The sequence below is a fragment of the Kitasatospora sp. CB01950 genome, assembly GCF_001905465.1.
Classification (GTDB): Bacteria; Actinomycetota; Actinomycetes; order Streptomycetales; family Streptomycetaceae; genus Kitasatospora.
In genome coordinates this window covers 597,915-618,956 of record NZ_LISX01000001.1, presented here as the reverse complement: position 1 = coordinate 618,956, position 21,042 = coordinate 597,915, and the positions used below count along the sequence as shown (strand labels likewise).

Genomic DNA, 21,042 nt, shown 5'->3' with positions numbered 1-21,042 from the left:
GCCGTTCAGCGCCGTCGCCGCCGGGCCGCCTTGCGGGCGTCGCGTTCCGCACGGGCGGTCCGGCGGCGCAGCCAGGTGGCGGTCTCCTCGTCGTGGACGGCGCGCTTGAGGCCCTCCCCGGGGGCTTCGGCGAGGCTGCGCAGGAAGTAGGCGGCGAGGGTGCCGGTGAAGCCGACCAGCCAGACGCCGGCCAGTGATCTGTCCTCGGCCATCCAGCCGGTGAGCGAGGCGCGGCCCTCGGTGAGGATCTTCCAGGTGCGCAGGCCCGCGAGGGCGGTGCAGACGCCGATGGCGAGCGTCAGCAGCACGGTGAGCGGGGCGGCGCCGGAGATCCGCACCCCGGAGACGCCCAGGCGCAGCAGCAGCGCCCCGGCGGCGGTGGCCGCCAGGGCGCCGAGTGACACCAGGACGCGGCGCCGCCAGTAGGCGGTGCCGCGGTCGACCCAGGTGGTGCCGAAGAAGCGGATCGGCTCGGGGGCGGGCGCGTCGTCGGCGATCGTCGTCACGGGTCCGATTATCGCCACGCCGTACGGCCCGTCCCCGGGCGGCGCGCGGGGGGACTAGCCGAGCTTGGAGACGTCGCGGACGGCGCCCTTGTCGGCGGAGGTGGCCATCGCGGCGTAGGCCTTGAGGGCGGCCGAGACCTGGCGGTCGCGGCTCTTCGGGCGGTAGCCGTTGCCGTCCTCCAGCTTGAGGCGGCGCTCGTGCAGCTCCTCGAAGGAGACGTCGAGGTTGATGGTGCGGGCCGGGATGTCGATGGTGATCGGGTCGCCGTCCTCGATCAGGGCGATGGCGCCGCCGGAGGCCGCCTCCGGGGAGACGTGGCCGATGGACAGGCCGGAGGTGCCGCCGGAGAACCGGCCGTCGGTGATCAGCGCGCAGGCCTTGCCGAGGCCGCGGCCCTTCAGGAAGGACGTCGGGTAGAGCATCTCCTGCATGCCGGGGCCGCCCTTGGGGCCCTCGTAGCGGATGACCACCACGTCGCCCTCGGCGATCTGCTTGGCGAGGATCTTCTCGACCGCCTCGTCCTGGGACTCGCAGACCACGGCCTTGCCGCGGAAGCGCCAGATCGACTCGTCCACGCCGGCGGTCTTCACCACGCAGCCGTCCTCGGCGATGTTGCCGTACAGCACGGCGAGGCCGCCCTCGACGGAGTAGGCGTGCTCGACGCTGCGGATGCAGCCGCCGGCGGCGTCGGTGTCGAGGGTGTCCCAGCGCTCGGACTGGCTGAACGCCTCGGCGGAGCGGACGCAGCCGGGGGCGGCGTGCCACAGTTCGACGGCCTCGCCGGAGGGCGAACCGCCGCGCACGTCCCAGGTCTTGAGCCACTCGTCGAGGGAGTCGGAGTGCACGGTGTGCACCTCCTCGTTGAGCAGCCCGCCGCGGTACAGCTCGCCGAGGATGGCGGGGACGCCACCGGCCCGGTGCACGTCCTCCATGTAGTACTTGCCGTTGGGGGCGACCTTGGACAGGCAGGGCACCTTGCGGGAGATCGCGTCGATGGCCCGCATGTCGAAGTCGACTTTGGCCTCCTGGGCGGCGGCCAGCAGGTGCAGGATCGTGTTGGTGGAGCCGCCCATCGCGATGTCCAGCGCCATGGCGTTCTCGAACGCGGCGCGGGTGGCGATGTTGCGCGGCAGCACGGAGGCGTCGTCGCCGCCGTAGTAGCGGTTGGTGATGTCGACGACGGTGCGGCCGGCCTGCTCGTACAGGGCGCGGCGGGCGGTGTGGGTGGCCAGCACGGAGCCGTTGCCGGGCAGCGACAGGCCGATGGCCTCGGTCAGGCAGTTCATCGAGTTGGCGGTGAACATGCCGGAGCAGGAGCCGCAGGTCGGGCAGGCGTTCTCCTCGATGATCGAGATGTCCGCGTCGGAGACGTTCTCGTTCACCGCCTGGGAGATGGCGTCCACCAGGTCGAGCTTGCGGACGGTGCCGTCGACCAGGGTGGCCTGGCCGGCCTCCATCGGGCCGCCGGAGACGAACACGGTGGGGATGTTGAGGCGCAGCGCGGCCATCAGCATGCCCGGGGTGATCTTGTCGCAGTTGGAGATGCAGATCAGGGCGTCCGCGCAGTGCGCGTTGACCATGTACTCGACCGAGTCGGCGATCAGGTCGCGCGAGGGCAGCGAGTAGAGCATGCCGTCGTGGCCCATGGCGATGCCGTCGTCGACCGCGATGGTGTTGAACTCGCGGGGGATGCCGCCGGCCTGCTTGATCGCCTCGGAGACGATCCGGCCGACCGGCTGCAGGTGGGTGTGCCCGGGGACGAACTCGGTGAAGGAGTTGGCGACCGCGATGATCGGCTTGCCGAAGTCCTCGCGGGCTACGCCCGCGGCGCGCAGAAGGGCGCGCGCGCCCGCCATGTTGCGACCTTGGGTGACCGTGTTGGACCTCAGCTGGGGCATCGGAGCCGCTCCTTCGGGAACTTTCGGGGTTTGTCGAGCCTACGCCCGCGCCGCCCGGATCCGGACCAGGTGTCCGCGATGCGGTCAATCCGGGCGGCTCGGGGTCAGGGCCTGGGGGCGACGTACAGGGTCAGCCGGTAGGGCTCGATCAGCTGTCCGTCGGGGAATTCGGCGAGCAGCGCGGCCCGTTCGGCGGCCAGGATCGGGGCGCGCCGTTCCGGGTCGAGCACCGCCACGTAGGAGCGGGAGGTCAGGTCGGTGATCAGTTGATCGACCGTCAACGGACGTTCCCAGTGGAGCGTGGTCTCGCGGACCTCCAGGCCGGCCTCGGTCAACTTCTCGGCCCCGGCGATCACTCCGCCGTAGTAGTGGTAGCCGGGCAGGGCGGCCGCCATCCGTTCCTGGTGGGCGGCCAGCCACGACGCCTTGTAGTCCTTGACGTTCCACCAGAGCGCCAGCGACCCGCCCGGGCGGAGCACCCGCAGCGCCTCCGGGATCGAGCGGTCGGGGTCGGTCCAGTGGAATGCCTGGGCGTAGGTGACGAGGTCCACCGAGGCGTCGTGGAAGGGGAGTTCGTCGCCGCCGGCCTTGACCACCGGCAGCCCGGGGCTGACGTCGCGGAGCACGGCGGCCATGCCGTCGCTGGGTTCGACGGCCACCACCCGGGCGCCGCGTTCGGCCAGCAGGCGGGTGGCGATGCCGGTGCCGGCGCCGACGTCCAGCACGTCCGCGCCGTTCAGCGGGCGGCCGGAGAGGCGTTCCAGTGCGTCGAAGAGCTCGGCCGGGTAGGACGGCCGGGCCGCGTTGTACTCGGCGGCGACCGCGCCGAAGGAGTTGGCGTGGGCCTGCAGGTCACTCATCGGTTCGTCCTCTCCTCAGCCCCAGGTGCGGGAGCACAGCACCAGGCCGTACCCGTCGGGGTCCACCACTGTCACGCCGAATTCGTCCCAGTACGGGTTGTGCGCGGGCGCCCGGCGGCCGCCCGCGGCGACCAGGCGCTCGATCAGGGCCTCGTCCACGGGCGCGCCCAGGTACAGCACGAACAGGTCCTCGACGGTCGGGGCCGGTTCGACGGGGTTCTCCGGGTCGACGGCCAGCTCGAAGTGCCAGGCGCCGCCCGGGAGTCCGACCATCAGCAGGTCGTGTTCGCCGGAGACCCGCTCGGTGGTGCGCCACAGCACGGACAGGCCGAGGCCCTGGACGTAGAAGCGTTCGGCCGCGGCGATGTCACGGGTCGGGCGGGCCAGTCGGACGTGGGTGTCGGGGCCGATCGGGCCTGCCCCGCCGTTCGATTCGATCACGGTCCGACTGTAGGCGCGGGCCCGCGGGGCTGTCCGGCGCTTCGCGAACCGACGATCCGTCAGAGCGCCGGCCGGACCGCCGCCAGGTGCAGGCGGGTGAAGGCCAGCGCCTCCGCGAGGTCGGCCTCCCGGTCGGCCGGGGAGCCGGACTTGCGGGTGTTGACCTCCAGCACGACGTGCCCGTCGAAGCCGGTCCGGGCGAGGCGCTCCAGCAGTTCCGCGCAGGGCTGCTTGCCACGCCCGGGGATCAGGTGCTCGTCCTTGCCGGACCCGGAGCCGTCCGCCAGGTGCACGTGCGCCAGCCGGTCCCCCATCCGGTCCACCAGCTCCAGCGCGTCCACCCGCGAGGTCGCCGCGTGCGACAGGTCGACGGTGAAGTTCCGGTACTCCTCCTCGGTGACGTCCCAGCCGGGCGCATAGGCGAGCATCTCGCGGTCCCGGTAGCGCCACGGGTACATGTTCTCCACCGCGAACCGGATCGGGGTCTCCCCCGCCATCCGGTCGATGCCCGCGACGAACTCCTTGGCGTACTGCCGCTGCCAGCGGAACGGCGGGTGCACCACCACGGTGTCCGCGCCGAGCCGCTCGGCGGCCTTCCGGGCGCGCACCAGCTTGGTCCACGGGTCGGTGCTCCACACCCGCTGGGTGATCAGCAGGCAGGGGGCGTGCACGGCGAGGATCGGCACCTCGTAGGTGTCGGAGAGCCGCCGCAGCGCCTCCACGTCCTGGCTGACCGGGTCGTTCCAGACCATCACCTCGACGCCGTCGTAGCCGAGCCGGGAGGCCAGTTCGAACGCGGTCTCGGTGGTCGACGGGTACACGGACGCGGTGGACAGCGCCACCTTGGTGTCCGGCACGTGCAGCGCCGGGTGCGGCGGCAGCACCAGCCGGTCGGTGGTGCGCAGCAGCGGCGGGCGCTCCAGCTTGCGGCGCGCCGCGCGGGCGGCCCGCGCCGCTTTCAACGGCAGGGGGCCGCGCCTCGGCTTTCGCTGGTCCGCTGAATCCACCACGCGAACCAGGTTAAGCGCAAGGCGCGGCCCCGCCGGAGCGCCGATCGGTGTGCGATGCGGCACTCGGGACCCGGCGACTACCCGGCGATCACCTTCAGCGCCTTGGGCAGGTAGCCCGGCGAGGGGACGCCGTCCTTGTGCGGGACGCCATTGATCAGCAGGTCGTAGTTACCGTCGTAGCCCGTGCAGGCTCCGTCCAGGTTGACCCGGACGACCAGTTCGGTGCCCGTTGCGTTCACCCGCAGCGGGCGCCACGCCAGCGCCCCGCACGGGGGGATTCGGCCGGACAGCGAGAACTGCGTGTTGAGGCTGAGCCCGGTGCCGTGGACGGTGATCTCGGCGAGGCCGCCCGCGGGCAGCACGGCCGGGCTGATCGACTCCGGGACGCCGGAGCGTTCGGTGCCGGTGCCCGGCCGGGCCCCCTGCAGCGTGTAGGCCAGCGGGAGGTGCGCCCGGCCCGGGCTGAGCAGCAGCACGGCGTGCCCGGTGGTGGTGCCGTTGTACGTGCACGCGGTGTTGGTGCCCGTGCTCGCGTCGTCCTGGGTGCACTTGTAGGCGGTGTCGCCGGTTGCCCAGTTCTCCCGGCCGGCCACGGTCAGCCGAGGCCGGTTGACGAAGTCGTCGGTGACGGAGGCGACGTCCACCTTCTGGCCGGGCTTCATCTCCAGCACCGCGCAGTACAGCGGGTTGTCGTCGCTCAGCACTCCGCTGCGCTGGTCGAAGCCGTCCGCGGAGACCGGGTGGGCGGCGCACTCGGGCGCCCAGCCGGCGGCGGTGGCCAGCCGCCAGACGTCCAGTCGGCTCGGGGTCTGGCTGGCGTCCACGGTCGGGGAGGCCGCCACCGCGAGGTAGCGGGTCGAGCCGGTGGCCCGGCAGTCGGTGGCCGACCAAAGGCACAGCCGCTTGCCATCGGCGTCCAGCACACTGAACATGCCGTACAGCGAGTTGGTGGCGGCGTGCGCGCTCACCTGGAACAGGTCGGCGCGGTCCGCGTCGAACGCGGTGCAGTGCGCGTCGAGGGTGCTCTCGTAGGTGAGAACGGTGGACGGGGCGCCGACCCGGCCCGAAGAGCGCGGCAGGTCGCAGACGGCGGACGGGGTGGCGTCCCGGCGGACCACCGTGTACTTCCCCAGACCGAGGCCGTTCCTCAGCATCGCGGTGTAGGGCTCGCCGACCGGCGGTCGGCAGGTTTCGAGGTAGGCGATGGCACAGAAATCGTGGCCCGACAGGTCGACCAGGTGCAGCTCGGCGTCGTCGTCCGCCCCCTCCACCTGGTAGCCGACCAGCTCGGTGGCCGGGTGGTCGGCCGGAACGGTGAAGCAGGCCTCCAGCGCGCCGTCGGCCGGCTTCCCGGTCAGGCCGGTGCGCAGGCCGCTGCCGGTGCCGTACTCGGAAGCGCCCCAGGGCGTGCAGCCGGCGGTCTCGCCGACCCGCTGCACCAGAAGACGGTAGTTGAACGGGCCCTGGGCCTCCGCCGTCAGTCGGAACGGCGCGGCGCCGGTCAGTTGGCACACCTGGTAGGTGTCGTACACGGTGAAGCCGTGGCACTGCTCGACGCCGGCGGCGTCCAGCACGCGGTAGCGCGCCGTCTTGCCATTCGGCGTGCCGTTCAGCACGTAGAGGGCCTGGCCGGACGCGGTCGGCAGGGTGCGGCAGATGTCCTTCCCGGCCGACTCGAAGGTCCCGACGGACGCGCCGGAGGCCATCTGGTCGTCCCGGCCGGCGGTGCAGCCGCGGGTCTCGGCGGCCGAGCGGAAGACCATCGCGTACGGGCTCGCGTAGGTGCTCGGCGGGACGGTGAACAGGTAGTCGCCGGCCTTGAGGTCGCAGTCCCCGGACGGGCAGAGCGTGCTGAGGTCGGGCCGGTACAGGGTGCCGCCGGTGTCGCCGCTGTCGCGCGTCCCGCGGAACAGGTGGTGGCCGTCGGCGGGCACCCGCAGGATCCGGCAGCGGGTGGCATCCGTCAGGTCGGGGGCCACCCCGTACGCCTGCGGCTCGACCACCGGGCAGCCCTCCGGCCGCGACAGCCGCGACATGGCCACGGAGTAGGTCTCGTCGTCGCCCCTGACGTGCGTGCCCTGGGCGACCAGCCGGTAGGGGGCGGTGCCGGCCAGCGTGCAGTCCGGCCCGGACACCTTCGGGCTGCCGGGAGCGCAGACGTCCCGGCCGGTGGCGTCGAACAGGCTCTGGCTCACGTCGGTGCTGAGCCTGCGCACCACGTCGCCGGTGGCGAAGTCGGTCACCCAGCAGTCACCCGCCATGCCGACCGGCAGGGTGCCCCGGTAGACGGTGGGGTTGCCCAGCGAGGTGTCGGTGCCCTTCATCGTCACGCATGCGTCGGTGGAGAGCACCGGCAGGTACGACAGCGCGATCGGCAGCGACCGGTCGCCGAAGTTGAACAGCCGCAGCGTGTACGTGCCCGCCCTGGTCGTGGGGCACCGGGCCGGGCCGAAGCTGTAGGTGTCGGCCCTGACGTCGCACTGCACCTGCTGGCCGTCCGGGTCGGACAGTCGCGGCAGCATGCCGGACAGCGAGCTGGTCACCTGGATGATCACCAGGTCCTGGCCCGCCGTCACGTCGAGCTTGAGCAGCGTCGGCTCGTTCGAAGCGGCAGCGCAGCGCATCAGCACGTGGGGCGTCAGCGTGGGCGGGCACGGGTCGTTCGGGCCGGGGGTCCGGGAGGGGTACGAGAGCGGGCGCGGCGGCCGGCTCGGCGTGGGCAGGCCGCCCGAGGTCGGTGCGGCGCCGGGCGTGGCCGCCGAGGCGGCGGCCGGCCCGGACGCGGACGAACCGGAGGCGGACGAACCGGAGCCGGCGGACGGCGCTGCGCCGGACGTCGGTGCCTGGACGGCGGGCAGCGCGGCGGGCGCCGGAGCCGTCCCGGACGCGGCCACCGCCGGCTGCGGGCCGCTGCCCGGCAGCAGCAGGGCCAGCGACGCCAGCAGCGCGACCGCCAGCGGCCTGGCGGTCACGGCAACCCGGCGCCGTCCTCTCCGATGGTCGGTACGAAGCGGCACGGACATTGCAACCCCCCGGCGAGCGTTCCCCTGAAAACCACCGGGATCTTAACCGCTCGCACACGAAATCCCCTAGGGACAAACGGGAGTTGTCGCCGTTCGCCGGGTCACGCTTCGATCGCGACCCGGTTGTTGTCCTGACCGTCCATGGTGTCGAGGCGGCGCAGGATGATGCCCTCGCGCAGCGCCCACGGGCAGATGTCCAGTTCCTCCAGGCCGAACAGGTCCATTGCGGCGTCGGCGACCAGCGCGCCGGCCAGCAGTTGGCGGGCGCGGCCGAGCGAGACGCCGGGGATGCGGGCGCGTTCGGCGGGGGTCATCGCGGCGAGCCGGGGCAGCCAGGCGGAGAGGCCGGCCCGGGTGAGCTTGCGGGGGACGCGGACGCCCGCGCCCTCGGGGGCGGCGCCGGTCATCCGGGCGAGCTGCTTGAAGGTCTTGGAGGTGGCCACCGAGTGGTCCGGCGCGCCGAGCCGGGCGATGTCGCCGACCGCGCCGGCGATCTCGGCGCGGATGTGCCGCCGCAGTTCGCGGATGTCGCCGGGGTCGGCGACGTCGCCGGGCAGCCGGGAGGTGAGGCGGCCGGCGCCGAGCGGCAGGGAGGTGGCGACGTCGGGCTGTTCGTCGAGGCCGCAGGCGATCTCCAGGGAGCCGCCGCCGATGTCGAGGTTGAGCAGCCGGCCGGAGGACCAGCCGAACCAGCGGCGGACGGCGAGGAAGGTCAGCCGGGCCTCGTCCTGGCCGGACAGCACGGTGAGGGCGACGCCGGTCTCCTCCTCGACCCGGCGAAGCACCTCCTCGCCGTTGGTGGCCTCCCGGACGGCGGAGGTGGCGAACGGCAGCAGGTCGACGACGCCCTTGTCCTCGGCGACCCGCAGCGAGGACGCGACCATGGAGACCAGCCGGTCGATGCCGATCGGGCTGATCGCCCCGTCCGCGTCCAGCAGTTCGGCGAGGCGCAGGTCCGCCTTGTGCGAGTACGCGGGCAGGGGGGCCGCGCCGGGGTGGGCGTCCACCACGAGGAAGTGGACGGTGTTGGAGCCTACGTCGAGCACACCGAGTCGCATGACCGTCCAACCTAGCCCAAACCGGTGACCACCCGGGATGCCGACGGGGTCACAACAGCCCGTCCCAGAGCTGCTCGACGATGACCGCCCACCAGTTCTCGGGGTCGCGCAGGGCGGTCCGGTCGAGGGCGGCCAGCGCCCACTGGAACTCGGCGACGGCGGGGCCGGCCTGCTCGGGCGGCAGGTCGCGCAGGCGCGGGTAGCGCTCGGCGAGCAGCGCGAGGCAGCGGGTGAAGGCGGTCAGGTCGGCGTTGCAGTAGCGGGCCTCGCAGGTGTCGGGGTCAACGGCGCGGACCCGGCCCTGCGCGGTGTCGACGCTGAACAGCGCCCAGCCGTCGGTGCCGAGCAGCCGCTGCCCGATCAGCGCGGCCCGGGCGGCGGCGGTGGCGCGGCGGCCGCGGCCGAGCGCGCCGAGGTGCTCGGCGAGGTCGGGCAGGACCGGCGCGGCCGGTTCGGCAATGCCGTCGCTCTCGGGGCGGTGCAGGGTGAAGAACCCGGCGACGGTGCGCGGCAGGCCGGTGCGCTGCAGGGCGCGGGCGGCGAGCTCGGGCACGTCGGCGGCGAGCACCTCGGCCTGCTCGAAGCGGTGCGTGCCGTTCTCGCCGAACAGCGCGGCCAGCCGCTGTGCGAGGCCGTTCTCGTCCTCGGGCTGGGCGGGCGGCACGGCGGGCGGGAACGGCACCCGGTTGTAGGCCCGGCCGGTACGGGCGACCAGGGCCCGGACGGCGGCCGCCCGGTGGTCGTGGCGCGGCCCGTACGGCTGCTCGAACTCGATCCGGACGCCGGGCAGCCGGGCCGCGATGACGTGTTCCCAGTAGCCGCCGGGGAGCATCGACAGCCGCAGGTCGGTGCGGAGCGCGATCAGGTCGTCGAGGGCGACGCCCTGCGCGGACAGCTGCTGCCAGGCGCGCAGCGCGGGGTGCGGGTGGCCGTGCGCGGAGTGCACGGTGAGCGACTGGGTGACGCCCTTGGCGTCCCGGTAGCCGATCACGGCGCGGGTGCCGGGGCCGGTGACGGGCGGCAGCGCGGGGTGGTGGCTGCCGGCGCCGAGGCGGTCGCGGTAGAGCCGCTCCACCTCGGGCACCGGGACGGACGGGAAGACGGTGAGTTCGCCGCTGACCCGGTCGACCACGGCGCAGGCCGCGCCGATCTCCTCCGGGGCGCGGCGCACCCCGGTGAGCGGGTCGGTGAGGATCGGCGCGGGCTCCGGCCAGAGCACCCAGCCGAGGTCGAACTCGTGGCACCTGACAGGCCGTGAACCCTCCTGCGGGAGGTCGCCGTTGACCCAGCGGTGGGCGGCGGCGAGGGCCTGTTCACGGGTGATCATCGGCTGGTGCTCCCGGTGGTGCGGTGGATGGTGAGGCGGGAGCGCGGCGGCGCTGCCGCGGGCGCGGCCTCCGCGGCCGGTTCCTCGGCGGGCGCGCCGACCATGGCCGGCACCGGGGCCGGCACCGGCTCGACGACCGCCCCGGACGGGACGGCGACGGTGACGGGCAGCGGCGCGGACAGGTCGATCGGGCGGTCGGCGGCGTCCACGGCGATCGCCCACAGGCCGTGGTCGGCCGGGTAGAGCGGGGTCGGCGCGGCGTAGCCGGTCTGGTGGTCGAGGTAGCTGAGCACGCCCTTGTGGTTGACGGCGTTCCAGGTGTGCGAGCGGCCGAAGCCGTCGACGGTGAGCAGCACGGCGCGGGTGCCGGTGCCGTGCGCGAGCAGCGCCTGGCCGAGCTTGCCGTGGGCCTCGGCGCCGTCGCCGAGGTCGAGGAAGCGGGTGCCGAGTTCGAGTTCGGCGCGGTCGCGGCCGCCGCGCTCGCCGGCCGGGCCGTCGGGCAGTCGGGGCGCGGCGCAGCTGGGCGCGCCGCCGAGGGTGTCGACGGCCGAGAGCGCGACGTCCAGGCAGTTGTTGGCGCGTCCGCTCTCGGCCGGGCCGCCGCCGTTGAGGACCTCGATCCACTCGCCGACCATCGGGTCCGGGTACGGCGAGGGGGTGCGGCGCACCACCTCGGCCTGGTGCGCCGGGTCGACGGGGCCGAGCCCGCCGGGCAGCCCGTAGGGGCGGCCGTCGGCGAGGGTGCGGACCACCTGCTCGGCGGTGCCGGGCCGGACCGGGCCGCCGCCGCGCCCGCCGGTGATCAGCAGCCAGGCGGCGGACGCCTGGTGCACCTGCGCGCCGGACTCGTCGACGGTGCCGGGCCGCCGGACGTCGGGCAGCGGGTCGTGCCGGACGGGGCCGCCGGGGGCCTGCTGGCCGAGGCCGCCGCCGCCCGTGGGCGGCACGGGGCCGGTGACCGGGCGGGCCGCCACCGGGCGACCGTCCGCCTGGTGCTGGCCGACGCCGACCACGGCGGCCGCCGAACCGGCCTGCCCGCCCGCAACGGGAGCACCGGCCGCGCCGCCCGCCGCCGCACCGGGGGCGCCGGGGGTGCCCGCCGCAGCGCCGGCCGCGGCGCCGGGGGCACCGGCCGCAGTGCCCGGGGTGCCGGGAGCACCGGGGGTGCCGGCCGCGCCGGGCGTGCCGGGCGTGCCGACGGGCGCGCCGCCGACCGGGCCGGGAGCACCGGCCACCGGACCGGCGCCGACCGAACCGCCGACCGGCAGACCACCGCCACCGCCGACCGGACCGCCGCCACCGGCCACCGGGCCGAGCTGGATCGAGCCGCCACCGGACGAACCGCCCGAGCCGCCGCCGAACACCGAACCGGAGTCGCCGCCGCGGTGGATCCCGCCACCGCCGCCGCCACCGCCGGACGACCAGATGTCGCCGCTGCCCACCGACGGGGCAGCCGGCGCGGGCGGCGCGAACACCGAGTCGACGTGCACCGACACCGGCCCGTGCGACGAGGAGGGCGCGGGCGAGTCGCTCGGCGACCAACCGCCACCGCCGTACGAGCCGCCGCCGCCACCGCCGCCACCGCCGCCACCGCCGCCACCGCCGCCACCGCTGTGCGAACTGCCGGACACGGGAGCGGAGTTGTTCTGGTGGCCCGAGTTGTTGTTGCCGCGGTGCCCGTTGCCCGCCGGGGCGGACTGCGACTGGTCGCCGCGGTCGGGTCCCTGCGCGTCGTGGATCACGCTGTCGACCTTGCTCGGCACGCCGCCCAGCGGGCCGCCGCCCTGGCCGTTGGCGCCGGACGCGTTGCCGCCGTGGCCGTTCTGACCGCCGCGGCCGTTCGATCCGCCGTTGAACGGGCCGTTGCCCTGGTCGCCGCCGCGGCCGTGGTGGCCGCCCGGGCCGCCGTTCTGGCCGTCGTTGATCGTGACCGGCTGGCCGTCCTTGCCGATCAGGTCGAGCGGGCGGCCGTCCGCGCCGAACTGGACGATCTGCCCGTTCGGGCCGACCGCCTGCAGGTCCGCGTTGACGGTGACGACCTGGCCGTTGCTGCCCATCAGCAGGTGGCCCTTGGGGTCGGCGACCAGGCCGGAGACCGGGGCGCCGTTGGCGGCCGTCATCATCGGGTGGCCGTCGCCGTCGAGCTTGGGGTGTCCGTCCAGACCGAGGGCGAGCGTGATGCCGGTGCCGACCAGCGCGCCGGTCAGGCCGACCAGCACGGGCTTGCCGTCCTTGCCGAGCAGCGGCTTGCCGTCCTGGCCCATCGCGACGCCGCCGATCGGGGTGCCGTCGGGGCCGACCAGCTGCTGGGTCCCGTCGGTGCCCTGGGCGACCTTCACGCCGTCGACGCCCTTGACCCGCTGGCCGTCGTCGCCGACCAGCACCGGGTTGCCGTGCCGGTCGGTCTTGACGGTGCCGTCGGCCTTCAGTTCGGCGTGCACGCCGGCCACTCCGGCGACCTCCACCGCGCTGCCCACGCCGGACTTCGCCAGCACGCCGGTGACCTGTCCGGAGCGCGCGGCCATCGAGCCCTCGCGCTTCTCGCCGTGCAGGCCGCGTCCGTCGGTCTGGGCGATCCGTTCCAGGGCGATCAGCGCGGGCTCCTTGGCCAGCGCCTTCGCCGCGTCCGCCATGTCCCGCTCCAGCTGCTCCAGCAGCTGGCCGATCTTGCGCTTGGCGTCCGCGACGGCGGCCAGCTCCTCGGCCTCCGCGACGCCCTCCTTCACGGCGGCGACCGCGCCGGACACCAGGCCGCCGACCAGGCCGCCGATGCCGGAGGTGAGCTCCTTGCCGGCCTGCGCGAGGTCCGCCTTGGCCTTCGCCTCGGCCGCGTCCGCCGCCCGGATCTTCTCGGTCAGCTCCTGGAGCACCGCGATGATCTCGGCCTTGCTGTGGTCGACCACGCCGGCCGCCTTGTCCAGCGCGCCCGCCACCAGGCCGGCCGCCGCGGAGGCGTCGTCCAGCTGGCCGCGTCCGCCGCCGCTGAACTGCTGCCAGTGCGCGGTGAACGCCTCCACCGCGGGGCCCTCGTTCTCGCCGGACACCCGCTGCGCGGACGTGTTGCCGCGGCGCACCAGGGCGTCCGCCTCCGAGCCGAACTCCCGCCACAGACCGGCTGCTTGGCGCAGCCCCTCCTCGTCCGCCTGCGGCCACGCGTGGCCGGTCCGTGCCAGCGCGGGGGCGAGTTCCTCCGGCAGGTTCCTGGACACGTGCTCCCCCTTCGGGTGGTGCGGTTCGGCGTGCACAGCCGCCCGCCGCGTGCTCTGACTGCGGTTCAGGCCCGGCCGGTTGCGGTCGGGTGGTTGGAGGACGGCGCGTTGAAGTCCGCGCTGATCTCGCTGTCGGTGCGCTCGATGCTGTCCGCCATGGTGTGCAGGCCCCGACCGATCCGGTCGAGCCGCTCCGCCAGGCCCTGGAGCCCGGCCAGCACACCTTCCCTGGCCTCGCCGTACGCGGCCCCGAACGGCTTCCCCGGGGCGTCACCGCCCCACGGCGCACCGAGCGCCGCCAACCCGCTCTCCAACTGCTTCGCCGCGCTGCCGAACTCCTTCGAGACGGCCTCGAACTCCCGTCCCTCGCCGTGGAGTTCCCACGACCGGATGACGACCTTGTCGCCCATGTGCACTCCCCCGTGCAAGGGCGCTCGCGCGCCCGACCTACCCCCGGCTGGGACATCCTAGGGCCGAGCAGGGCCCCCGCCGCCCGGGCTGCGGCCCTTTTCACAGCCGTTTCACCTACACCCTCCACCGCGACCTCGGGAAATCCCCCCATACCCGGCAAACCCGATGAAAAGCCGCGACGCCGCACCGCGCCCTTCCCCGCCCAGGCCATACCCTTGCCGGGTGGCACCAGCTGAGAGCGCGAAGAACAAGAAGTCCAAGAAGTCCGGCAAGGCTCCCAAGCCCGCCAAGGGCCCGGTCGTCGATCTGGCGATGCCCACCGTCCGCGAAGTCGCCCTCGACTTCCCGCGCGCCTGGGTCGAATTCACCGACCCCGCCGACGACGACCAGGTGTTCCGCTGCGACCTCACCTGGCTCACCTCCCGCTGGGGCTGCATCTTCGGCAAGGGCTGCCACGGCATCCAGCCCGGCCGCGGCGCCTCCGACGGCTGCTGCACCCTCGGCGCGCACTACTCCGACGAGGACGACGAACAGCGCGTCGCCGAACACGCCGCCCGTCTCACCCCCGACATCTGGGAACACCACCCCCAGGGCACCGACGCCAAGGGCCGCATCCGCCGCGACGGCGGCATCACCATGTTCGACGAGGACGGCGACCGCCAGACCCGCCGCGTCAACGGCGCCTGCCTCTTCCTCAACAGCCCCGGCTTCCCCGGCGGCGCCGGCTGCGCCCTGCACGTCCTCGCCCTGCGCGAGGGCCTCGACCCCCACCTGACCAAGCCCGACGTCTGCTGGCAGCTCCCGATCCGCCGCACCTACGACTGGATCGACCGCCCCGACGACACCCGCTACCTCCAGGTCTCCATCGGCGAGTACGACCGCCGCGGCTGGGGCCCGGGCGGCCACGACCTCCACTGGTGGTGCACCAGCTCCCCCGAGGCCCACACCGCCACCGACCCGGTCTACGTCTCCTACCGCCCCGAACTCACCGAACTCATGGGCCCCGAGGCCTACGCCGCCCTCGTCACCCTCTGCGAGTCCCACAACCCCGAGCTCGCCCCGCACCCGGCGGGCAGGTAGGACCCCGCGGCGGGAGCCCCTGGTTGTTCCCCTACTTGTCGATGTCCCCGACCACGAAGAACATCGACCCCAGAATCGCCACCATGTCCGCCACCAGCGTCCCCGGCAGCAGTTCCGTCAGCGCCTGGATGTTGTTGAACGACGCCGACCGCAGCTTCAGCCGCCAAGGCGTCTTCTCGCCGCGCGACACCAGGTAGTACCCGTTCACCCCGAGCGGGTTCTCCGTCCAGGCGTACGTCTCGCCCTCGGGCGCCTTGAGCACCTTGGGCAGCCGCAGGTTGATCGGCCCGGCCGGCATCTCCGCCAGCCGGTCCAGGCACGCGTCCGCCAGGTCGAGCGCGTTCGCGGTCTGTTCCAGCAGGCACTCGAACCGCGCCAGGCAGTCGCCCTCCTCCCGGACGGGCACCCGCAGGACGTCCTGGAGTTCGCCGTACGCGAGGTACGGCTCGTCGCGGCGCAGGTCGAAGTCGACGCCGCTGGCCCGGGCGATCGGCCCGGTGACGCCGTACGCGTGGACGTGTTCGCGGGAGAGCACGCCGATGCCGGCCGTCCGGCCGCGGAAGATCTCGTTGCCGAGCACCAGGTTCTCGAACACCGGCAGCTGCGTGCGCACCACGCCGACGGCCGCCCGGACCCGGCCGAGCCAGCCGGCCGGCAGGTCCTCCTTCAGGCCGCCGACCCGGTTGAACATGTAGTGCATGCGGCCGCCGGAGGCTTCCTCCAGTACGTGCTGGAGTTCTTCGCGGCCGTTGAAGGAGTGGAAGATCGGCGTGATCCCGCCGAGTTCCAGGGGGTACGACCCGAGGAACATCAGGTGGTTGAGCACCCGGTTGAGCTCGGCCAGCAGCGTCCGCAGCCAGACCGCCCGTTCGGGGACCTCCATGCCGAGCATCCGCTCGACGGCGAGGACGACGCCGAGTTCGTTGGCGAAGGCGGACAGCCAGTCGTGCCGGTTGGCCAGCATGATGATCTGCCGGTAGTCACGGGCCTCGAAGAGCTTCTCCGCGCCGCGGTGCATGTAGCCGATGACGGGTTCGGCGGAGTTGATCCGCTCGCCGTCGAGGACCAGCTTCAGGCGCAGCACGCCGTGTGTGGACGGGTGTTGGGGACCGATGTTGAGCACCATGTCGGTGCTGCCGGGCTCCCCGGGGAGCGTCTGCGCGCCCGGGCCGATGCCGACCGTGGTCTCCGTCAGGGCCGTCGAGTCCTTCATGAGGTGAGAGTCTGCCATCCCGGGAGGTCGGCGAGGTCGTCCGGTACCGGCATGCGGACGGCCTGGACCAGCCAGTGGAACGCGCCGAGCCCGGCCGGGTCGGTGAGTTCGGCGGCCTCGCCGGCCCCGCCGAGGGCCCGCAGGTAGCCGACCGGGTCGGTGCTCGCCAGCGCGAGCGGCGGCCGTTCGCCGCTGACGCCGAGCGCGTGCAGGGCGGCGCGCTGGGTGGTCAGCAGCGCCGGGCGGTCCGGAACCGCGGCGGCGTCGAGCGCGACGTGCGCGGTCAGGTCGCAGCCGCCGTCGGGGACGGGCGCGGTCTCCCGGCCGTCGCGGAAGCCGGTGAGGGTGCCGAACGGCGGCCGGGTGTCGCGGGTGTGGGCGTAGTCGACGGCCACCGCGAGGCCGCTCTCCAGCGCGTCGACGGCACCGGCCCAGGCGGCGTCCCGGGGTCCGCCGAGTTCGATCCGTTCGCCGTCGGGCCACCACTGCTCGGCCCAGGCGGCGTCCTGCCGGTCGAGCGGGTCGCCGAGCCGCTCGTAGCCCTCCTCGTCGACCTCGATGTACCGCGGTTCCTCGTCCTCGTCGCGTCCGGCGATGTCGAGCGGGACGTTGTCGAGCCACTCGTTGGCGAACAGCAGGCCGCTGACGCCGGTCGGCAGGTCGGGGCCCCAGGCGATGTCGGGGGGCAGGTCGGCCGGGCGGTCGGCGAGTTCGACGGCGTGGAACGCGACCCGGTCGCGCAGTCCGGCGGGCAGCGCGGCGCGGACGGCGACGGTGAGTTCGCCGCGGCCCGCGCCGACGTCGACGAAAGCGAGCCGGTCGGGCGAGCCGAGTGCGGCGTCGACGCCCGCCAGCAGGCGGGCCACCGCGCCGGCGAACCGGGCGGAGGCGTGCACGGAGGTGCGGAAGTGTCCGGCCGGGCCCTCCGGCCTGCGGTAGAAGCCGCCGTCGGGCCGGTACAGAGCGTGTTCGATCGCGGGCCGCCACCGCATCCATGTCATGGCGGGCGACGTTACCGGGAGGAGGCGATCTCCACCCTGGGGAGTAGCCCCGGATCGCTCCTACGACGGACCTGAACACGCCGTCCGACTCCCTAGGCTGGACACGTGCATCGACTCAACGCCTGGCTCCGCCGACACCCCCTGGTGGTGGACTCCGCCTGGGCGCTGGTGGTGCTGGTCTTCGGCGTACTGGTGGCATCGGAACAGGTCGACGTCAACGGGAACCCGGTCGCCGGGCCGCAGCTGTGGGTGGGCCTGGCGATCGCGGTGGTCCTGCCCGGCCTGATGGTGGTCCGGCGACGATGGCCCGGCGTCACCACCGCGGCGGCCGTCGCCCTCGGCCTCAGCCAGGTCGCCGGCCGGATCGAGCCCGGCGTGTCCGCCGCCGCCTACCTGGTGTTCGCGTACACCGGCGCGGCCTTCGGCCGGACCTGGACGTCCAGACTGGCGCTGATCGCCAGCCTGGCGGCGGGGCCGCTCACGGTGTGGCGGCTGGTCCCGTCGAGCGACAGCGCCAACGACACCCCCACCAAGCGGCTGGTGCTGGCCGCACTGATGACCACCCCGTTCGTGCTGTGCTGGGCGTGGGGCCGGCTGACCCGGGTCCGCCGCGCCTACCTGGTCGAACTGGAGGACCGGGCCGCCCGGTTGGAACGCGAACGGGACGCCCAGGCGCAGGTCGCGGTCGCCGCCGAACGGGCCAGGATCGCCCGCGAGCTGCACGACGTGGTCGCGCACAACGTCTCCGTGATGATCGTCCAGGCCGACGGCGCCGCGTACGTCATGGACTCCTCCCCGCAGCAGACCAAGGAGGCGCTGAACACCATCGCCTCCACCGGCCGCCAGGCCCTCACCGAGATGCGCCGCCTGCTCGGCGTGCTGCGCACCGCCGACACCACCGGCGAGTACGTGCCGCAGCCCGGCGTCGAGGAACTCCCCGACCTGCTCGACCAGGTCCGCGCCGCCGGCCTGCCGGTCGAGTTCACCGCGACCGGCGAGGTCCGCGAACTGCCCCGCGGCCTGGAACTCACCGTCTACCGGATCGTCCAGGAAGCCCTCACCAACGTCCGCAAGCACGGCGGCCCGGGCGCCAGCGCCAAGGTCACCGTCGACTTCCGGGACGGCGACCTGGAGGTCCTGGTCGAGGACGACGGCCGCGGCAGCACCCGCGAACAGCTCGTCGCGGGCGGCGCCGACGGACTCGGTCACGGCCTGATCGGCATGCGTGAACGGGTCGGTATGGTCAGCGGCAGCCTGGACGTCGGGCCCCGGCCCGGCGGCGGTTTCCGGATCCGCGCCGTCCTGCCCCTCAAAGTGTCCAAATGAAGGAGACCCGACCGATGTCCATCCGCGTGATGCTGGTCGACGATCAGGAACTGCTGCGCACCGGCTTCCGGATGGTCCTGCAGTCGCAGGGCGACATCGAGGTCGCCGCCGAGGCGGGCGACGGCCAGCAGGCGCTTGAAGTGCTGCGCACCGCCGAGGTCGACGTGATCCTGATGGACGTCCGGATGCCCCGCCTCGACGGCGTCCAGGCCACCCGCCGGATCTGCCTCGACGACCGCGGCAACCCGATCGAGGGCGCGCCCCGCGTCCTCATCCTCACCACCTTCGACCTGGACGAGTACGCCTTCGCGGCGCTCAAGGCCGGCGCGTCGGGCTTCCTGCTCAAGGACGTGCCGCCGACCGAACTCGTCGCCGCGATCCGCGCCGTCCACGGCGGCGACGCGGTGGTCGCGCCCACCACCACCCGCCGCATGATCGACCGCTTCGCCGAAGTCCTCCCCACCCCCACCGCGACGCCCGGCTCGGCGATCCTCGGCCCGCTCACCGAACGCGAACGCGAGGTCTTCCTGCTGGTCGCCCAGGGCCTCTCCAACGGCGAGATCGCCGCCCGCCTGGTGCTCTCCGAAGCCACCGTCAAGACCCACGTCGGCCGCATCCTCGCCAAGCTCGGCCTCCGCGACCGCGTCCAGGCCGTCGTCCTCGCCTACGAGAACGGCCTCGTCCGCGCCGGCGAAACCCCCTGACCTCCACCCTGCCCTTCCGCCGGCGGGTGCTCGGGTGGGTGGGCGGGCGCAGCGGCCCCGTACCATTGAGCGGTACGTCTGGTACCCGCCGAGGACTGGAACGGAAGAGTGCTGCACGACTTCGGAGACCCCTCCGACCCCGGTAACCGCCCGGCCCGGCTCGCTGTCGGGGTGGTCGGGGCCGGCCGGGTCGGTCCTGCCCTGGGCGCGGCCCTGCAGATGGCCGGGCACCGCGTCGTCGCCGCGTCCGGCGTCTCCGCCGCCTCGCGGCGTCGCGCCGAGGCGCTGCTGCCGGGCGTCCGCCTGGTGACGCCGCCGCAGGTGATGGCCGCGGCCGATCTCGTCCTGCTGACCGTCCCGGACGACGTCCTCCCCGACCTGGTGAGCGGTCTGGCCGCGACCGGCGCGGTCCGCCCGGGTCAGATACTCGTCCACACCTCGGGCGCGCACGGCGTGGCGGTGCTGGAGCCCGCCACCCTGCAGGGCGCGCTGCCGCTCGCGCTGCACCCGGCGATGACGTTCACCGGCACCTCGGTGGACGTGGCCCGACTGGCCGGCTGCCCGTTCGGCGTGACCGCGCCCGAGGAGTACCGTCCGGTCGCCGAGGCGCTGGTGGTGGAGATGGGCGGCGAGCCGTCCTGGATCCCCGAGGACGTCCGGCCGCTGTACCACACGGCCCTCGCGCACGGCGCGAACCACCTGGTCACGCTGGTCGCGCAGGCGATGGAGCTGCTGCGCACGGCGGGTGTCGCCGAGCCCGGCCAGATGCTCGGCCCGCTGCTCGGCGCGGCCCTGGACAACGCCCTGCGCTCCGGCGACCTGGCCCTCACCGGCCCGGTCGCCCGGGGCGACGTGGGGACGGTGCGCAAGCACCTCGACCGACTCGCTACGGTGACCCCGGACATCGGCCAGGCGTACCGGGCGATGGCGAGGGCGACCGCGCAACGGGCGGTCGCCAACGGATCGTTGAAGCCCGAACCGGCGGCGGCGCTGCTGGACGTACTGAACGAGGAGAACCACTGATGGCACGCGACAGGCGCCCGGCGAAGGCCCCGAAGGCGGCGAAGGTCCGCAAGGCGGTGCTGGCCCGCACCGTTGAGGAGTTCGAGGCGGCGTTCTGGCCGGACGAGCAGCCGGTGGACAACGCCGTGGTGATGACCATGGGCGCGCTGCACCAGGGCCACGCGGCGCTGGTCCGGGAGGCCCGCCGCCAGGTCGGCAAGGACGGCCGGGTCGCCGTCACGGTGTTCGTGAACCCGCTGCAGTTCGGCGCCGGCGAGGACCTCGACCGCTACCCGCGCACCCTGGACGCGGACCTCGCGCTCGCCGAGGAGATGGGCGCGGACGTGGTGTTCGCCCCGTCCGTCGACGAGGTCTACCCGAACGGCGAGCCGCTGGTGCGCCTCTCGGCGGGCCCGATGGGCAACGGCTTCGAGGGCGCGTCCCGCCACGGCCACTTCGACGGCGTGCTGACCGTCGTCGCCAAGCTGCTGCACATCACCGACCCGGACTTCGCGGTCTTCGGCGAGAAGGACGCCCAGCAGCTGGCGATCATCCGCCGCATGGTCGCGGACCTGGACTTCGACGTGGAGATCGTCGGCGTCCCGACCGTCCGCGAGGAGGACGGCCTCGCGCTGTCCTCCCGCAACCGCTTCCTCTCCGACGACGAGCGCACCCGGGCGCTCGCCCTCTCCCGCGCCCTGTTCGCCGGCCGCGACGCCGGCGCCCAGGGCGCCAAGGCCGTCCGCGAGGCGGCCGCCGCCGTGCTGGACGACGCGGACGGCATCTCCCTCGACTACCTCGCCCTGATCGATCCGATGTCCTTCACCGAGGCGCCGGACGACTTCCAGGGCGAGGCGGTGCTCGCGCTCGCGGCCGGGGTCGGCTCGACCCGGCTGATCGACAACGTGACCATCATTGTCCGATAAGCACTGAATCGTCCGACAAGTACGGCTGTAGCCCCGGCATGCACTC

At 73.9% G+C, this 21,042-nt stretch carries 17 protein-coding genes; 5 read left to right on the top strand and 12 right to left on the bottom strand.

Features of this window, described 5'->3' with window-relative positions; all coding sequences use genetic code 11:
• Positions 1-5: 5 nt before the first annotated feature.
• The 10 genes from AMK19_RS02845 to AMK19_RS02800 all read right to left on the bottom strand — a co-directional run bounded on the left by AMK19_RS02845 (position 6) and on the right by AMK19_RS02800 (position 13,743).
• Positions 6-506 (bottom strand): hypothetical protein, encoded by a 501-nt coding sequence (locus tag AMK19_RS02845; RefSeq protein ID WP_083646449.1) that lies wholly within the window; start codon positions 504-506, stop codon positions 6-8.
• A gap of 54 nt (positions 507-560) precedes the next feature.
• Positions 561-2,405, bottom strand: a complete 1,845-nt coding sequence (gene ilvD / locus AMK19_RS02840; RefSeq protein ID WP_073807741.1) for a dihydroxy-acid dehydratase — start codon at positions 2,403-2,405, stop codon at positions 561-563.
• A 104-nt stretch (positions 2,406-2,509) separates the two neighbouring features.
• Positions 2,510-3,265 carry a class I SAM-dependent methyltransferase gene (locus tag AMK19_RS02835; RefSeq protein WP_073807740.1) on the bottom strand — a complete coding sequence of 252 codons (756 nt, stop codon included), beginning with the start codon at positions 3,263-3,265 and terminating at the stop codon, positions 2,510-2,512.
• A gap of 15 nt (positions 3,266-3,280) precedes the next feature.
• A complete protein-coding gene (locus AMK19_RS02830) occupies positions 3,281-3,706 on the bottom strand; it encodes a VOC family protein (RefSeq protein ID WP_241844206.1) in 426 nt (141 codons plus the stop codon).
• 59 nt (positions 3,707-3,765) lie between these two features.
• Entirely contained in the window at positions 3,766-4,569 is an 804-nt protein-coding gene (locus tag AMK19_RS02825; protein WP_073808340.1) for a sugar phosphate isomerase/epimerase family protein, read from the bottom strand.
• Positions 4,570-4,793: 224 nt separating this feature from the next.
• On the bottom strand, positions 4,794-7,688 hold the full coding sequence (locus tag AMK19_RS02820; protein WP_073807738.1) for a hypothetical protein: 2,895 nt from the start codon (positions 7,686-7,688) through the stop codon (positions 4,794-4,796).
• Between the two features lie 152 nt (positions 7,689-7,840).
• Positions 7,841-8,797 carry a Ppx/GppA phosphatase family protein gene (locus AMK19_RS02815; RefSeq protein WP_073807737.1) on the bottom strand — a complete coding sequence of 319 codons (957 nt, stop codon included), beginning with the start codon at positions 8,795-8,797 and terminating at the stop codon, positions 7,841-7,843.
• A gap of 49 nt (positions 8,798-8,846) precedes the next feature.
• A complete protein-coding gene (locus tag AMK19_RS02810; RefSeq protein WP_073807735.1) occupies positions 8,847-10,124 on the bottom strand; it encodes an SUKH-4 family immunity protein in 1,278 nt (425 codons plus the stop codon).
• A complete protein-coding gene (locus tag AMK19_RS37905) occupies positions 10,121-13,333 on the bottom strand; it encodes a toxin glutamine deamidase domain-containing protein (protein ID WP_158071857.1) in 3,213 nt (1,070 codons plus the stop codon). The genes AMK19_RS02810 and AMK19_RS37905 overlap by 4 nt, the downstream gene beginning before the upstream one ends.
• Positions 13,334-13,398: 65 nt before the next feature.
• Complete coding sequence (locus AMK19_RS02800) at positions 13,399-13,743, bottom strand: WXG100 family type VII secretion target (RefSeq protein WP_073807732.1); 345 nt, start codon at positions 13,741-13,743, stop codon at positions 13,399-13,401.
• Between the two features lie 223 nt (positions 13,744-13,966).
• Here AMK19_RS02800 and AMK19_RS02795 point away from each other — a divergent pair, with 223 nt between their 5' ends.
• Positions 13,967-14,824, top strand: a complete 858-nt coding sequence (locus tag AMK19_RS02795; protein WP_073807730.1) for a hypothetical protein — start codon at positions 13,967-13,969, stop codon at positions 14,822-14,824.
• Positions 14,825-14,855: 31 nt separating this feature from the next.
• Here AMK19_RS02795 and AMK19_RS02790 read toward each other — a convergent pair whose 3' ends face one another.
• Positions 14,856-16,019 (bottom strand): NADH-quinone oxidoreductase subunit D, encoded by a 1,164-nt coding sequence (locus AMK19_RS02790; protein WP_073808339.1) that lies wholly within the window; start codon positions 16,017-16,019, stop codon positions 14,856-14,858.
• Between the two features lie 14 nt (positions 16,020-16,033).
• Complete coding sequence (locus AMK19_RS02785; protein ID WP_073807728.1) at positions 16,034-17,038, bottom strand: SAM-dependent methyltransferase; 1,005 nt, start codon at positions 17,036-17,038, stop codon at positions 16,034-16,036.
• A 105-nt stretch (positions 17,039-17,143) separates the two neighbouring features.
• Here AMK19_RS02785 and AMK19_RS02780 point away from each other — a divergent pair, with 105 nt between their 5' ends.
• The 4 genes from AMK19_RS02780 to panC all read left to right on the top strand — a co-directional run bounded on the left by AMK19_RS02780 (position 17,144) and on the right by panC (position 20,996).
• Complete coding sequence (locus AMK19_RS02780; protein ID WP_073807726.1) at positions 17,144-18,364, top strand: sensor histidine kinase; 1,221 nt, start codon at positions 17,144-17,146, stop codon at positions 18,362-18,364.
• Between the two features lie 14 nt (positions 18,365-18,378).
• Positions 18,379-19,068, top strand: a complete 690-nt coding sequence (locus AMK19_RS02775) for a response regulator (RefSeq protein WP_073807724.1) — start codon at positions 18,379-18,381, stop codon at positions 19,066-19,068.
• A 108-nt stretch (positions 19,069-19,176) separates the two neighbouring features.
• Entirely contained in the window at positions 19,177-20,091 is a 915-nt protein-coding gene (locus tag AMK19_RS02770) for a Rossmann-like and DUF2520 domain-containing protein (protein ID WP_143200018.1), read from the top strand.
• Complete coding sequence (gene panC / locus AMK19_RS02765; protein WP_073807722.1) at positions 20,091-20,996, top strand: pantoate--beta-alanine ligase; 906 nt, start codon at positions 20,091-20,093, stop codon at positions 20,994-20,996. The genes AMK19_RS02770 and panC overlap by 1 nt, the downstream gene beginning before the upstream one ends.
• The last annotated feature ends 46 nt before the right edge of the window (positions 20,997-21,042 follow it).